The sequence below is a fragment of the Mesorhizobium sp. FG116 genome (assembly GCF_057809835.1).
The window spans coordinates 25,204-40,199 of sequence record NZ_JBMDKS010000028.1 but is presented as its reverse complement, the minus strand read 5'-3'; the positions used below and the strand labels follow the sequence as shown (position 1 = coordinate 40,199).

Sequence of the window (14,996 nt, the reverse complement as noted above, 5' to 3'; positions counted from 1 at the left end):
GCCAAGTCAACAAGTTGGCAAGACCGGGTGACGCAATGGTGAAGACATGAGCGAGCGGCAGGGCGAGCAAGGGCTCGGCGATATCGGTTTTGGTTACCGGCCGAGAGCGCCTTATGCCACCGATCCATCCCGCTCTCGCGGTCGATTGTTCGACGAGAGTGAAAGCCCGACCCGCACGCCATTCCAGCGCGACCGCGACCGCATCATCCATTCAACCGCCTTTCGCCGTCTCAAGCACAAAACCCAGGTTTTTATCGCCCACGAAGGCGATCACTACCGAACAAGGCTCACTCATTCGATAGAGGTCGCACAGATCGCGCGGGCCCTGGCGCGCGCCTTGCGCGGCGATGAGGATCTCGCCGAGGCGGTGGCCCTTGTCCATGATTTCGGCCACACACCATTCGGTCACACCGGCGAGGACGCGCTGAACGACAAGATGGTCTCCTGGGGCGGGTTTGACCACAACGCCCAGTCGTTGCGTATCGTGACCCGGCTCGAGCATCGCTATGCTGATTTCGACGGGCTGAACCTGACTTGGGAAGCACTTGAAGGTCTGGTCAAGCACAACGGTCCGTTGATCGACCGTCGCGGCAACGGCCTGCATGGACCGGTTCCCCCAACAATCAGGGCCTATAACGAACTGCACGACCTGGAACTCGACTGTTTCGCCGGCATCGAAGCCCAATGTGCCGCCATTGCCGATGACATTGCCTACAACACGCATGACATCGACGACGGCCTGAGGGCAGGGCTGCTTACTCTCGAAATGCTGGAAGAAGTTGGGTTGTCGGGCGCGATTCTTCGGGACGTGCGCAAGCGATATCCGGCGCTCGACCCTGTGCGCACCGGCCATGAGTTGATGCGCCGCCAGATAACTTTGATGGTTGAAGACGTGATTGCGGCTGCAAGTGCAAATCTTGGCCGCCTGAAGCCAGGCAGCGCCGATGCGGTAAGAGCCGCCGGCGAAGCAATTGTTACATTCACCTCCGCAATGACAGCTCAGGAAAAGGAGTTGAAGGCATTTCTATACGCCCGTCTCTATCGGCATCCGGAAGTCATGCGGGTGCGCGTCGATGCGGAAAGAATTGTCCGTGACCTTTTCGATGTCTATTTCAACGATCCGCGCGCCATGCCGGACGGTTGGCGCGAAGGCCTTGATCGGGCCGAAGATCGCGTCAAGGCACGCCACGTCGCCGATTTTCTTGCCGGAATGACCGACACCTATGCCTTGAAGGAACACCGGCGTCTGTTTGACCACACGCCCGATTTGAGTTAGGCCGAACGCGATTTTTGCTGGCCAATGGGCTGGTTTCGTTACACTCCATCAGAGCTTTTCCCATGAACATCTTCGCCGATTTCAACGCGCGAATTATAAAAGCCGTAGAAGCCCTTGGTTTGAAAGACAAAGAAGGTGCAGCGCTTGACGTTTCGCGCGTTGCCGTCGAGCCGCCACGCCACTCCAGCCATGGCGACCTCGCCACCAATGCCGCGATGGTTCTGGCCAAGCCAACGGGCCAGAATCCCCGCGCTCTCGCCGAAAAGATCGTTGAGGCATTGCGAGCGGACGCCGATGTCGCAAGTGCCGAAGTTGCAGGACCGGGCTTTGTCAATTTGCGTCTTACCGAAGCCTTTTGGCATACGCATCTGGTCGGTTTGCTCGCCGAAGGCACGAACTACGGTCGGTCTCAGATAGGACAAGGCCGCAAGGTCAATGTCGAGTACGTCTCGGCCAACCCGACCGGGCCGATGCATGTCGGCCATTGCCGTGGCGCGGTGGTGGGCGATGCGCTCGCCAGTATCATGGCTTTCGCCGGTTATGACGTCACCAGGGAATACTACATCAACGACGCTGGCGCGCAGATCGACGTGTTGGCGCGCTCGGTCATGCTGCGTTATCGCGAAGCGCTTGGCGAGACGATCGGTGAAATCCCGCCAGGCCTTTATCCGGGTGATTACCTTGTGCCGGTCGGGCAGGCCTTGGCAAAGGAGTTTGGTCGCGATCTCAATCAGATGCCCGAGGAAGAGGCGCTCGCCATCGTCAAGGATCGCACCATCGACGCGATGATGGCGATGATTCGCGAGGACCTTGCCGCCCTCAACGTCAGGCATGATGTCTTCTTCTCGGAGCGTTCGCTTCACGCCGAGAACGCGAAGGCAATACGCTCGGCCATCAATGACCTGACCCTCAAGGGGCATGTCTACAAGGGCAAGTTGCCGCCGCCCAAGGGCGAAAAGAGCGATGATTGGGAAGATCGCGAGCAGACCCTGTTCCGCTCGACCGAGGTTGGGGACGATATGGACCGTCCGCTGATCAAGTCGGATGGCGCCTACACCTACTTTGCTGCCGATGTCGCCTACATGAAGGACAAATATGCACGCGGCTTCGAGCAGGTGATCTTCATTCTCGGCGCTGACCATGGCGGCTACGTCAAGCGCATGGAAGCATTGGGCAAGGCGATCGCCGGCGACAAGCTTGAGGTCACGATTCTGCTCTGCAATCTCGTCAAATTGTTCCGCGATGGCGAGCCGGTTCGTATGTCGAAGCGGGCAGGGGAATTCGTCACGCTGCGTGACGTGGTCGACGAGGTTGGCCGCGACCCCATCCGCTTCATGATGCTCTATCGGAAGAACAGCGAGCCGCTTGACTTCGATTTTGCCAAAGTGACGGAGCAGTCGAAGGACAATCCGGTCTTTTACGTGCAGTATGCGTCCGCACGGTGCCACTCCGTATTCCGGCAGGCTCGCGAACAGTTGGGCACTTCCGATTTCGACCGGGCAAAGCTTGCCGCCGCCGTTTCCAACCTGAAGGACGAGGGTGAAATCGGCCTTATCAGGAAGATGGCAGAGTATCCGCGATTGATAGAGCAATCGGCACTTGTACTCGAGCCGCACAGGCTGGCATTCTACATGTATGACTTGGCAAGTACGTTCCACTCGCACTGGAATAGAGGTACAGATAACCCGGACTTACGGTTTGTTAAGGTTAACGACCCACAATTGACGTATGCCAGACTAGGGCTGGTGCAGGCTGTATCGGACATTTTGATGTCCGGTCTAACGCTCATTGGCGCGGACGCGCCGACGGAAATGCGTTAGATTTCGCTAATAGACCTGTCACCTTTTGCCCACATTGCGCTGGTAGGGGCCAACCTTGCGCGACGTTGATGGCGTCCGATAGAGTGTGAGTTCGGGAACGACGATGGCAGAGAGAACCCAGTTGAGGACAACGGGCCGCGACGAGATCTCCGAGGATGATCCCTTCGCGGAACTGACCAGAATCATGGGCTTTGACCCGCGTGTGCCGGTCAATCAGCAGAACGCGTCGGCGCAGGCTGATGGCGTCGATGATTTCGCAATCGATCTCGAAAAGGAGTTGATGGGCGAATTCGGTGAGGCAGACGAGCCCGTGGCTGCTGTTGACGCCGATCCGGCGGGTCCTCGCTACGGCACTGATGGCGGTGCAGAGGCGGCCGCCGATGACGATTCCGCCGGTGTGCTTGACCAGGACTTCGAGTTCGACGACGACCTCGTCCTGGACGATGCAGAACTGTCCGGCGAGGCTGTTCTTGGCTCTGAGGACGCACATTCGTCCGTGGCCGACAACAGTGTCGGCGGTTTTGAACTCCAGTCCGATAGCCGCGCATACGATGATGAGGTCGATGAGGTCTCAGGCGATTTCGATCGTGTTGATTTCGACCTGACGGAGGCCAGCGAAGCTCCCGCCAGTGGTCCGTCCGCCGATGATTTCGAGGCCGATTTCGACATGGCGATGGCCGATGTCGATATGGATTTTGACGCGCGCCCGGCTGAAACCGGCGCGCTGGCCGCCCGGGAACTCGAGTCTCCCGAATTTACGGATGACGCCATCGCCGATGAGCCGGCGCTATCTGTCGTGGAAGCTGCGGACGAAGCTCCCTTCGAAGAGACTGCGCAGGAAGAGGCATCTCCCTACATTGAGCCGTCAGCCGAGCCGGTAGCCGCTCGGGGCGATAGCCTTGAAGACGAGTTGAACGCGCTGCTCAACCAGATGTCGGCGCGGCCTCTGCCCGTCCAGCACCATGACGATGTCGCACCGGCAGAACAGGTCGCGGCTGCCGAGACGGACTGGTCGCCAGTTGAAGAGCTTGTGGAGGTGCAATCGGAATCCTTGGAGCACTCGGCATCGGATGATCTTGATGCCGATCTTCTGGAGGAACTCGACGCAGAGGGTGTTGCTGCCGATGATGAGGCAGACACCACGGAATTCGCTGCTGTCGCAGAAGGCGATGCGGATGAGGCTCCGGAGATCGAATTCGATCGCTCCAGCTTCGAAACGGCTATTGCGGAGCAAAGCGAAGTCGAGCAGGTCGAAGATCAGGATGTAGTGGCTGAGCAATCCGCTCCTCCCGCTGACGACCCTGTCGAAGCGCTGAAATGGCTGGCCGCCGCCGCACCTGTTGCCGGTGCAGCCGCATCGGGCCGCATCTGGAACCGGGGCACGCCATACATCCAGCCCCAGGCTGCCCCCGCGCAGCCGGTCGCCAGCGCGGACCCGGTCGAACCGGACGCTTTTTCCACCAGCCAGCCGGAATATGAGATTCCTGCCGCATATGACGTTTCCTTCGATGCAGCGGATCTGTCCGCCGAAGGCGATGCTGCCGCCGAGGCAGAGGCAGAGGCATATGAGGTTGTCGAAACGGCGCCTGCTGCACCCGTCTATGACGAAGCGCCGGATGTCGAAACCGTGGATGTGCCCGAACGTGTCGTGGCGCTCGCCGATGACCTCGATATTCCCGAGGTGCCGTTTGAAAGCGAAAACGCTGACAAGCCGATCTATGACGACCTCGAAGCCGAGTTCACCACCCTGCTTACCGAGATGAACGCGCAGGAGCCTGCTGCCGCGCACACTGCGGCTTACGCAAGTGATGCGTACAAGCCTGACTACAAGCAGGCGGAGGCAGGCGCGTCAGCCTATTCGAAGACTCACGGAACCCAGGCGGCAGCCATCGGCAACGACTACGACGATCCGGCGCTTGCCGGCCTCGACATCGACGATCTGCCGGGCAGCAAGCCGCTTGGAGCGCAGGACGTGTCGAGCGATGACGACCTCGCCTTCGATCCTGATTTTGATGACGACATGTCGCTTCCCGACCCGACGGAAGCGGCTGCTGCTCCTCAGCCACGCAAGCGTGCCATGATGGTTGCCGCGCTGGTTGGCGCGGTGGCGCTTATCGGCGGCATCGGCGCCTTCGCGCTGTCGTTTGGCGGGGATGGTGGATCAGGCGCACCGGTGCTGGTCAAGGCCGATGATAACCCCATCAAGGTCAAGCCGGAGAATCCCGGCGGCACGGTTGTCCCGAACCAGGACAACAAGGTTTACGACATGGTGGCAAAAGGCACCAAGCCGGCGGCACCTGAACAGGATAAACTGGTCACCGACGCCGAGGAGCCTGTCGACGTCGCGGCAAAAGCTCCTGAGGCTCGCGTTGTGGAGCCCGCTCCGGCGGCCGACGACGTAGCGACAGCGCAGCCTTCCGCCAAGTCGGAAGACCGCATAGCGCCCGCTGCCGTGCAGGCTGATACGGCCGACCAATCCGAGGTTGCGCTGGTTACGCCGCGCAAGGTGCGCACGATGATTGTGAAGCCGGATGGTTCGCTCGTTCCGCGAGAAGAACCGCAGCCTGCCGCGGCACAGGTCGCAGCTACTGAGCCGGTCGATCCGGCGCCGCAACTGGTAGTCAATCCGACCACCGACGATCAGACCGGCGCGGTGTCTCCTGAAACAGGAACGCAGCCGAGCCAGGCACCCGCTGCTGCTGCGGAGCCGGTTCCTGCAGTGGCCGCTCAGCCTAAGGTTCCGCAACCTGCTGCCCAATCCGCAGTTACGCCTGCGCTTGCTCCTGTTGCTCCGCAGCGCCCGGCCGAGCAGCCGGTGGATATCGTCGGCGAGGTAAAGCCAGATCAAGTGGCAGCCGTCGATCCGGCTGGTGGGGCAGCAGCGGCAGGTTCCTGGTCGATGCAGATCGCATCGCAGCCGAGTGTCGAAAGCGCGCAGTCGACTTATCAGGATCTGGCGCGGCGCTACTCTTCTGTGCTTGAGGGCCGCAGCGTCAACATCGTCAAGGCCGAAGTGGCTGGCAAGGGCACGTTCTACCGCGTCCGTGTCGCGGCAAGCTCGCGCAATGAAGCCATCAGCTTGTGTGAGAACTACAAGGCGGCAGGCGGCAACTGCTTCGTTTCGAAGTAGTCACTGCTTCCTGATCGAACAGAAGCCGGCGCATAGCGCCGGCTTCTTCGTTTTCGCACCCTTTAACAACTGAAATGCCGGCGATTCCCTTTCGAGTTGGAAAACTCTAGTATCCTCTCATGAGCGAATCACAGACACTTATCCTCGGTTGTCTCGGCAGATCCCTGTCCCGCGACGAAATCTCATTTTACCGGGGAGAGCGCCCTTGGGGCTTCATCCTGTTTGCACGCAACATCAGCGAACCCGAACAGATCCGTGATCTGGTCGCGTCGATGCGCGACAGCGTCGATCGCCCAGATGCGCCGGTCTTCATCGATCAGGAAGGGGGGAGGGTGCAGCGTCTGCGTCCACCTTTGGCGCCCAACTATCCCGCCGGTGCGGCCCTCGGTGCTCTCTACCGCGACGACAGGGAGGCCGGTCTGCGCGCGGCCTGGTTGCTGGCCCGGCTGCATGCCTTCGACCTGATGCGCTACGGCATCAACGCGGACTGTGTGCCGGTGCTTGACGTACCGGTAGAGGGCGCAAGCGAGGTCATCGGCGCGCGCGCCTATGGCAAGGAGCCGTCGAGCGTCATCGCCCTCGGCCGTGCGGTAGCTGAGGGTCTGATGTCGGGCGGGGTGCTGCCAGTCATGAAGCACATTCCCGGCCACGGCCGCGCAGCCGCCGACACCCATTTCGAATTGCCCACTGTCCACACGCGGTTAGATGATCTGCGCAGACACGATTTTGCCCCGTTCAAGGCGTTGAACGACTTGCCGATAGCCATGACGGCGCACGTGATTTTCAGCGCCATTGACCCGGATGCTCCGGCGACGACGTCCGGCAAGGTGGTTGAAGAGATCATTCGCGGTGAGATTGGCTTTGACGGCTTGCTGGTGAGCGACGACACGTCGATGAAGGCACTTTCTGGGGATTTCCAGACAAAGGCGGCGTCCATCCTTGCAGCCGGGGTCGATCTGGTTCTTCACTGCAACGGGGAAATGGACGAAATGCGGGCGATAGCCTCGCGCGCCAGGCCCCTGGAAGGTGAAGCGCTGAAGCGGGCCAAGCGCGCAATCGCCTCGGTCAATGGGCAGGACAAGGCCGACGAGGCGGACCTGCGCGCCGAATTCGGGGAATATTTCAAGGCGGTGGCATAGGGCCGCTGCGCGGGGAGCAAAAGGACAGTGGCGCAGACGGCAGACCAGAAGGCTGAGAAAGCTGCGCCCATGGACCGCCTGTGGGCGGAAAACGATGAGACCCGCTTGACCGGCGACCCCGAACTGGTGGTCGATGTCAACGGTTTCGAGGGGCCTCTTGATCTGCTGCTGCATCTGGCGCGCAATCAGAAGGTCGATCTCGCCCGTATATCCATCCTTGCCTTGGTCGAGCAATATCTGGCCTTCATCGATAAGGCGCGCGCCGTGCGGCTTGAATTGGCCGCCGACTATCTGGTCATGGCAGCCTGGCTTGCTTTCCTGAAATCGAAGTTGCTGATCCCCAAGCAACCGGGAGACGAAGGGGAGAGCGGTGAGGAGCTCGCGGCTGTGCTGCAGTTCCGCTTGCGCCGCCTTGAGGCAATGCGTGACGCTGCTGCCCGGCTTGTCAACCGCAACCGTCTCGGTCGCGATGTATTCGCACGTGGCCTGCCTGAACTGGTGATTGTAGAAAAGCGTAACCAGTATTCGGCGACGTTGTACGATCTTTTGACCGCGTATGCCTCCCAGCGTCAGCGTCAGGCCATCACCAATGTACAGATCGCCAAGCGCGGTGTCTGGTCGCTCAAGCAGGCGCGCGACATCCTCACCCGGCTTGTCGGCTCGTTGCAGGACTGGACAGTACTGGACAGCTTCCTCGTCGAATATCTGGCGTCACCCGGGGAAAAGCGAACTGCTGTCGCCAGCTCCTTCGCTGCTTCGCTTGAACTTGTCCGCGAGGGCAAGCTTGAAGTACGCCAGCAGGAGGCATTCGCGCCAATCTATCTTCGTGGTCGCAGCCAGAACGCCAAGGCGGTCGAGGTAGCATGATGAACGACAGCGCCAACGCATCGGTGATCCCGTTCAAGATCGGCGACGACCTGGACGAAGCCAGTCCGATGGAAAACCCTGCTGCACGCCTGCATTTGGCCGAAGTGGTGCGCATGGCCGAGGCCATAGTCTTTGCCAGCGCCGAGCCGGTTAGCGAAAAGCAGATCGCCTCGCGTTTGCCCGAAGGCGCCGACATTGAGGCGACGATGCGCGAACTGCAGCAGATTTATTCGCGCCGTGGGGTTAATCTGGTCCGCGTGGCCGATGCGTGGGCGTTCCGCACTGCGGGGGACCTGGCTTTCCTGATGAGCCGGGATACCGTGCAGCAACGAAAGCTGTCGCGCGCCGCCCTCGAGGTTTTGGCCATCATCGCCTACCATCAGCCTGTCACGCGCGCCGAGATCGAAGATATTCGCGGCGTCGAAACTTCAAAGGGTACGCTCGACACGCTTATGGAGACTGAGTGGGTGCGCATGCGCGGTCGCCGCCGTACGCCCGGTCGCCCCGTAACTTACGGCACTACGGACGAGTTTCTTGATCACTTCTCCCTCGAGGAGCTACGTGACTTGCCGGGTATCGACGAATTGAAAGGCGCCGGCCTGCTTTCAACGCGTATGCCGGCCAATTTCTCCGTTCCGTTGCCGCCAGCCGATGCCGATGTGCTGACCGAGGACGAAGATGCGTTGACTGACATCGACCTTGAGGAACTCGGCCTGCTGACCCCGCGCGTCACGGACGATTGAGGGCAGGAAAGCGTCGCGAAAACCACCGTGCGGCGATTTAAAGCACTGGGCGGTTTCGAAACTGCGTGACATCGGACAACCATTCGTGAACATTGCGCCAGTTGTGTTTGAAACCAGACACGAAAACGCATAGATCAGCATCTGGGAAAACATTCGAGAGAGAGTGCAATGGGTTCGTTTTCGATTTGGCACTGGTTGATCGTGCTGGTGATCGTGTTGCTGGTCTTCGGCCGCGGCAAGATCCCCGAGCTGATGGGCGACATGGCCAAGGGCATCAAGAGCTTCAAGAAGGGCATGGCTGACGACGAAGTTGCGGAAGACAAGCGCACCGTCGAGCACCGCGCTGACGAGACCGTTTCGCCTTCCAAGGAAAAAGCCACCAAGGGCTGATTCCGCTTCGGTGCTAGTCAGGTTGAATTGCCATGCTTGATGTCGGCTGGTCCGAAATGCTGGTGATCGCGGTCGTTATGATCGTGGTCGTCGGGCCGAAGGATTTGCCCCAGATGCTGCGCACCTTCGGTCGCATGATGACCAAGATGCGCGGCATGGCCAATGATTTTCAAAAGCAGTTCAACGATGCCTTGAAAGAAGCCGAGCTTGACGATGTCAAGAAGTCGGTGGAGTCGCTGCGCAGCCTCAATCCGGCGGCTGAAATCCGCAAGCAGTTGAATCCGTTCGAACAGGCCGCTGCGGATGTGCGCGCGGGCCTCGACAACGCAATGAAGTCCAAGTTGGCTGAAACATCAACGGAGACGCCCGCAACGACGGTTGCTGAGGCTCAGCCTGCGGAAACGTTCAAGAACGGCGTTGACGTGCCCGGTGGCCCTGACGCGATGCCGGCCCCGCCGACATTTCCTCCGATGACGGACGCGTCGACAACAGCGCCCGTGCCATCCACCGGCGAGGCGGCAAAGCAAGCACCTAAGGTGACCAAGCCAGCGACTGCGAAAGCGGCTGCTGCTAAGCCTACGCCTGCCAAGACGTCGCCGACGAAAACGCCTGCAAAGTCGAGTTCCCCGGCAGCCGCAAAGGCGGCCAGTTCCTCCAAGCCAGCCGGAACAAAGACGGCAAAGCCCGCCGCTAAAAGTGTCGCCGCCACCAAGACACCCGCAAAGGTCGCTGCAAAGCCGGCCAAACCCGCAACGAAACCCGCGAGGGCGCCGAAGTGAGTTCGACTGAGCAGGACGAAATCGAAAAATCATCGGCGCCGCTGATCGAGCACCTGATCGAATTGCGCAAGCGGCTGATCTGGTCGATCGGCGGCTTCTTCATCGCTTTCCTTGTCTGCTTCTTGTTCGCCAAGCAACTGTTCAATCTGCTTGTCGTGCCGTTCAAGTGGGCGACACAATGGGCCGGTCTCGATCCGCAAAAGGTAGAGCTTATCTACACGGCGCCGCAGGAATTCTTCTTCACTCAAATCAAGCTTGCGATGTTCGGCGGCATGGTCATCGCTTTTCCTTTGATCGCGACGCAGATCTATAAATTCATTGCGCCGGGCCTCTACAGGAACGAACGTGCCGCCTTTCTGCCATTTCTTGTTGCCTCGCCGTTGCTGTTCCTGCTCGGCGCGTCGCTGGTCTATTTCTTCTTCACACCCATGGTGATGTGGTTCTTCCTCGCCATGCAGCAGACCGGGGGCGCAGATCAGGTTCAGATTTCGCTTCTGCCTAAGGTATCGGAATACCTCAGCCTTATCATGACGCTGATCTTTTCCTTCGGCCTTGTGTTCCAGTTGCCGGTGGTCACCAGTCTTATGGCGCGTGTCGGGCTTTTGACCTCGAAGGCACTGGCTGAGAAACGCAAATGGGCGATCGTTATCGCATTCGTGGTTGCGGCTGTGCTCACGCCGCCCGATCCGCTTAGCCAGATCGGCCTCGCGCTGCCTACGATCATTCTCTACGAAATATCGATCATTACCGCGCGGATGATAGAGCGCACGCGTGCGAAGGAAGAAGCCGCGCGCCAAGAAGAGACTGCCGATTCCGACCAATCGTCGCCGGAAACATCCGCTTAGCTCCGACCGTTCGACCAGAACATCCTGCAACCTCCAGTGTCAGACCTTGGGATAGCTCAAGTTTACGTGTGCGCGTGAACGATGGCTATTGTCGTTAGCGTTATTGGGTATAAGAATAACGCTTCACCGGCGTTTTAGTCGGACGCCGTGCACCAAGGTTAAACACCCAGGGGAGGCTCCATGTCGGAAGTATCGTTGACGGTAAACGGGAGGCGGGTCAGCGCATCCGTCGAGGATCGAACGCTTCTGGTGCACTTCCTGCGGGAGCACGTGGGTCTCACTGGCACTCATGTCGGCTGCGACACGTCACAGTGCGGAGCCTGCGTCGTCCATGTGGATGGCAAGGCGGTTAAGTCCTGCTCGATGCTCGCCGCGCAGGCATCCGGTTCCGATGTGCTGACCATCGAAGGCCTCGCCAGTGGCGGAGACCTGCATCCCGTGCAGGCTGCCTTCAAGGAACATCATGGCCTGCAGTGCGGATTTTGCACGCCTGGCATGATCATGACCACCGTCGACATGATTGCACGCCATCCCGAAGGGTTGGACGAGGCGACCGTGCGAGCTGAGCTTGAGGGCAATATTTGCCGCTGCACCGGCTACCACAACATCGTCAAGGCGGTGCTCGCCGCATCGAAGACGATGTCCAAGGCCTCGAAGGGCAGGGCGAAAAAGGCAGCTTAAAGAAGGGACTAGGGCAGTATGGGAGTAAGGCAGTAGAAGGGACGATCGCTTCGATTTCCCTGCTGCCTTATTGCCTGCTCCCGTACTCCCTTACCGAAAGTTCTGGAGGAGAACTCTGATGGGTATTGAAGGCGTCGGCGCGCGGGTTTCGCGCAAGGAAGACAAAAGGTTCATCACCGGATCCGGCCGCTATGTCGACGACATGGTGGTGCCTGGCATGAAGCATGCAATGTTCGTGCGCAGCCCGCACGCGCATGCACAGATAAAGAAGATCGACGTCAAGGCGGCGCAGGCGATGCCAGGCGTCATCGGCGTGTTGACCGGCAAAGAACTCAAGGCTGACGGTATCGGCAACCTCATTTGCGGCTGGATGATCCACTCCAAGGATGGCTCACCGATGAAGATGGGCGCCTGGTCGCCGCTTGCCGTCGACAAGGTCCGCTATGTCGGCGATGCCGTGGTGATTGTGGTGGCGGATACCAAGGCCCAGGCGCGTGACGCGGCCGAGGCGGTTGAGATCACCTATAAGGAACTGAAGGCTGTCACAGACGCTTCAAAGGCGATGGACAAGGGTGCGCCGCAGATCCATCCCGAGGCCGAAAACAATCTCATCTTTGATTGGGACATCGGCAACGCTGACGAGACTGCTGCCGCCTTCAAGAAGGCGGCCCATGTCGTAAAGATGGATGTCATCAACAACCGCCTGGTTCCAAACGCCATGGAGCCGCGTGCCGCTCTTGGCCACTACGACAAGGCGGAAGACCATTACACTTGCTGGACCACCTCGCAGAATCCGCACGTCGCCCGCCTTGTCATGAGCGCGTTCTATAACGTCGCCCCTGAAAACAAGCTGCGTGTCATCGCGCCTGATGTCGGCGGCGGTTTCGGCTCGAAGATCTATATTTATCCAGAGGAGCTCGTTTGCCTATGGGCATCGAAGAAGACGGGCGTGCCGGTCAAATGGGTTGCTGACCGCACCGAAAGCTTCCTGACGGATGCCCACGGCCGCGACCATCACACTCACGCTGAAATGGCTTTCGACAAGGATCACAAGATCCTCGGCTTCAAGGTGGAGACCAAGGCCAATCTCGGCGCCTACATGTCGCTGTTCTCGTCCGCAACACCGACCTATCTCTATGCGACGCTCTTGTCGGGCCAGTACGACATTCCGGCCATCCATGCGAACGTGAAGGCCATCTACACCAACACCGCGCCGGTGGATGCCTATCGCGGGGCAGGGCGGCCTGAAGCGGCCTATCTCGTCGAACGCATGATGGAAGTCTCGGCACGCCAGTTCGGTGTGTCACCGGCGGAATTGCGGCGCAAGAACTTCATCAAGGCCTTCCCGCACCAGACGCCGGTCATCATGTGCTACGACGCCGGCGACTTCGCGACGTCACTGGATACCGCGATGAAGGGCGCGGACTATGCAGGCTTCGAGAAGCGCCGTGAAAAGGCGAAGAAGGCCGGCAAGCTGCGCGGCATGGGCTTTTCCTGCTACATTGAAGCTTGCGGCATCGCACCGTCTGCCGCCGTCGGTTCGCTCGGCGCCGGCGTAGGCCTTTGGGAGTCTGCGGAGGTACGCGTCAACGCCGTCGGCACCATCGAGGTCCTCACTGGATCGCACAGCCACGGCCAGGGCCATGAGACGACCTTTGCGCAATTGGTTGCAGAGCGTCTGTCGGTTCCGCTGGACTCCATCTCCATCGTTCACGGCGACACCGACAAGGTGCAGATGGGCATGGGCACCTACGGCTCCCGTTCAGGCGCCGTCGGCATGAGCGCCATCGTCAAGGCTCTCGACAAGGTCGAGGCCAAGGCAAAGAAGATTGCGGCCCATCTGATGGAGGCCGACGAGGCCGACATCGTCATCGAGAACGGCGCCTTGAAGGTGGCGGGCACGGACAAGAACGTGCCGTGGTTCCAGATGGCTCTCGCGGCCTACACGGCGCACAATCTCCCCGGTGGAATGGAGCCTGGCCTGAAGGAAACCGCTTTCTACGATCCGGCCAATTTCACCTTCCCGGCCGGCTGCTACATCTGCGAGGTGGAGATCGACCCGGAGACCGGCCAGACCGACATCGTCCAGTTCGTGGCGGCCGATGATTTCGGCAACATCATCAATCCGATGATTGTCGAGGGCCAGGTCCATGGCGGCGTCACGCAGGGTATCGGACAGGCCATCCTGGAAGGCGCGAACTACGATGCCAGCGGCCAGCTTCTGACGGCGAGCTACATGGATTACACCATGCCGCGTGCCGGCGACGTGCCCTCTTACAAGCTTTCGACGTCCAATACGCCGTCTCCGTCCAATCCTCTTGGCATCAAGGGTTGCGGCGAAGCAGGCGCGATTGGCGCGCCGCCGGCCGTTATCAACGCCATCACCGACGCCATAGGTACAGAAAACCTGACCATGCCGGCAACACCGCAAAAGGTGTGGGCGGCAATCCGGTCGGCGAAACACTGAGGAGGCACGATCATGTATTCGGTCAATTATCACCGCGCTGCCTCCGTTGCTGATGCGGCCAAACTCGCCAAGGGCGAGGCGAAACTCGTGTCTGGCGGAATGACGCTGATCCCGGCCATGAAGACGCGGCTAGCCGCGCCTTCGGATCTGGTCGACATTGCCCGCATCGATGCGCTGAAGGGCATCAAGGTGTCAGGCAAGACGGTCACCATAGGCGCCGCTACCACGCACTACGAGGTTGCCACCAGCGACAAGCTTGCCAAGGCGTGTCCGGCGCTCTCGCATCTTGCCTCGATGATCGGCGATCCGGCCGTGCGCCACAGAGGCACCATAGGCGGTTCGATCGCCAACAATGATCCGGCGGCAGACTATCCGTCCGCCATGCTGGCGCTTGGGGCGACCATCGTCACCAACAAGCGCCAGATCGCGGCGGACAAGTTCTTCACCGGCTTGTTCGAGACGGCGCTAAAGGACGGCGAAATCGTCACGGCCGTCACCTTCAGAGCGCCGGCCAAGGCCGCCTATGAAAAGTTCCGCAACCCGGCCTCGCGTTACGCCATTGTCGGCGTGTTCGTGGCCAAGGGCGCTGACGGCGTGCGCGTCGCCGTCACCGGCGCGGGCGACGACGGCGTTTTCCGATCCAGGGAATTGGAAGCGGCTCTTGCCAAACAGTTCGACGCAGCAGCGTTGGCTTCGGTAAAGGTTCCGGCAAAAGCCTTGATGAGCGACATGCACGCGTCTGCGGACTATCGCGCTCATTTGATCGTGGTCATGGCGCGTCGCGCGGTAGCGGCAGCCAACGCCTGATCCGCCCTGATTCGGTTGAAAAAGGCCGGTGCTCAGCACCGGCCTTTGTTAT

Annotated in this window: 12 protein-coding genes; all 12 read left to right on the top strand. The window is 60.2% G+C overall.

Going from position 1 to position 14,996, the window contains the following annotated elements:
- Positions 1-46: 46 nt before the first annotated feature.
- On the top strand, positions 47-1,276 hold the full coding sequence (locus ACODTY_RS19265; RefSeq protein WP_488995819.1) for a deoxyguanosinetriphosphate triphosphohydrolase: 1,230 nt from the start codon (positions 47-49) through the stop codon (positions 1,274-1,276).
- Positions 1,277-1,338: 62 nt separating this feature from the next.
- Positions 1,339-3,096, top strand: a complete 1,758-nt coding sequence (gene argS / locus ACODTY_RS19260; protein ID WP_488995818.1) for an arginine--tRNA ligase — start codon at positions 1,339-1,341, stop codon at positions 3,094-3,096.
- Between the two features lie 103 nt (positions 3,097-3,199).
- On the top strand, positions 3,200-6,226 hold the full coding sequence (locus tag ACODTY_RS19255) for an SPOR domain-containing protein (protein WP_488995817.1): 3,027 nt from the start codon (positions 3,200-3,202) through the stop codon (positions 6,224-6,226).
- A 119-nt stretch (positions 6,227-6,345) separates the two neighbouring features.
- Positions 6,346-7,365: a beta-N-acetylhexosaminidase gene (gene nagZ / locus ACODTY_RS19250; RefSeq protein ID WP_488995816.1), complete on the top strand. Its 1,020-nt coding sequence runs from the start codon at positions 6,346-6,348 to the stop codon at positions 7,363-7,365.
- 69 nt (positions 7,366-7,434) lie between these two features.
- Positions 7,435-8,232, top strand: a complete 798-nt coding sequence (locus ACODTY_RS19245) for a segregation and condensation protein A (protein WP_488995843.1) — start codon at positions 7,435-7,437, stop codon at positions 8,230-8,232.
- Entirely contained in the window at positions 8,232-8,975 is a 744-nt protein-coding gene (gene scpB / locus ACODTY_RS19240) for an SMC-Scp complex subunit ScpB (protein ID WP_488995842.1), read from the top strand. Before ACODTY_RS19245 ends, scpB begins: the two co-directional genes overlap by 1 nt.
- A gap of 168 nt (positions 8,976-9,143) precedes the next feature.
- Positions 9,144-9,365: a twin-arginine translocase TatA/TatE family subunit gene (locus ACODTY_RS19235; protein ID WP_488995815.1), complete on the top strand. Its 222-nt coding sequence runs from the start codon at positions 9,144-9,146 to the stop codon at positions 9,363-9,365.
- Between the two features lie 32 nt (positions 9,366-9,397).
- Complete coding sequence (tatB, locus tag ACODTY_RS19230; RefSeq protein ID WP_488995814.1) at positions 9,398-10,144, top strand: Sec-independent protein translocase protein TatB; 747 nt, start codon at positions 9,398-9,400, stop codon at positions 10,142-10,144.
- On the top strand, positions 10,141-10,989 hold the full coding sequence (gene tatC, locus ACODTY_RS19225; RefSeq protein WP_488995813.1) for a twin-arginine translocase subunit TatC: 849 nt from the start codon (positions 10,141-10,143) through the stop codon (positions 10,987-10,989). Before tatB ends, tatC begins: the two co-directional genes overlap by 4 nt.
- Before the next feature lie 180 nt (positions 10,990-11,169).
- Positions 11,170-11,670, top strand: coding sequence for a (2Fe-2S)-binding protein (locus tag ACODTY_RS19220; protein WP_488995812.1), 501 nt, complete (start codon positions 11,170-11,172; stop codon positions 11,668-11,670).
- Positions 11,671-11,788: 118 nt separating this feature from the next.
- The gene (locus tag ACODTY_RS19215) at positions 11,789-14,137 is read left to right on the top strand and encodes a xanthine dehydrogenase family protein molybdopterin-binding subunit (RefSeq protein ID WP_488995811.1); all 2,349 of its coding nucleotides are present in this window, start codon (positions 11,789-11,791) and stop codon (positions 14,135-14,137) included.
- A gap of 12 nt (positions 14,138-14,149) precedes the next feature.
- Entirely contained in the window at positions 14,150-14,944 is a 795-nt protein-coding gene (locus tag ACODTY_RS19210) for an FAD binding domain-containing protein (RefSeq protein WP_488995810.1), read from the top strand.
- Positions 14,945-14,996 lie beyond the last annotated feature (52 nt).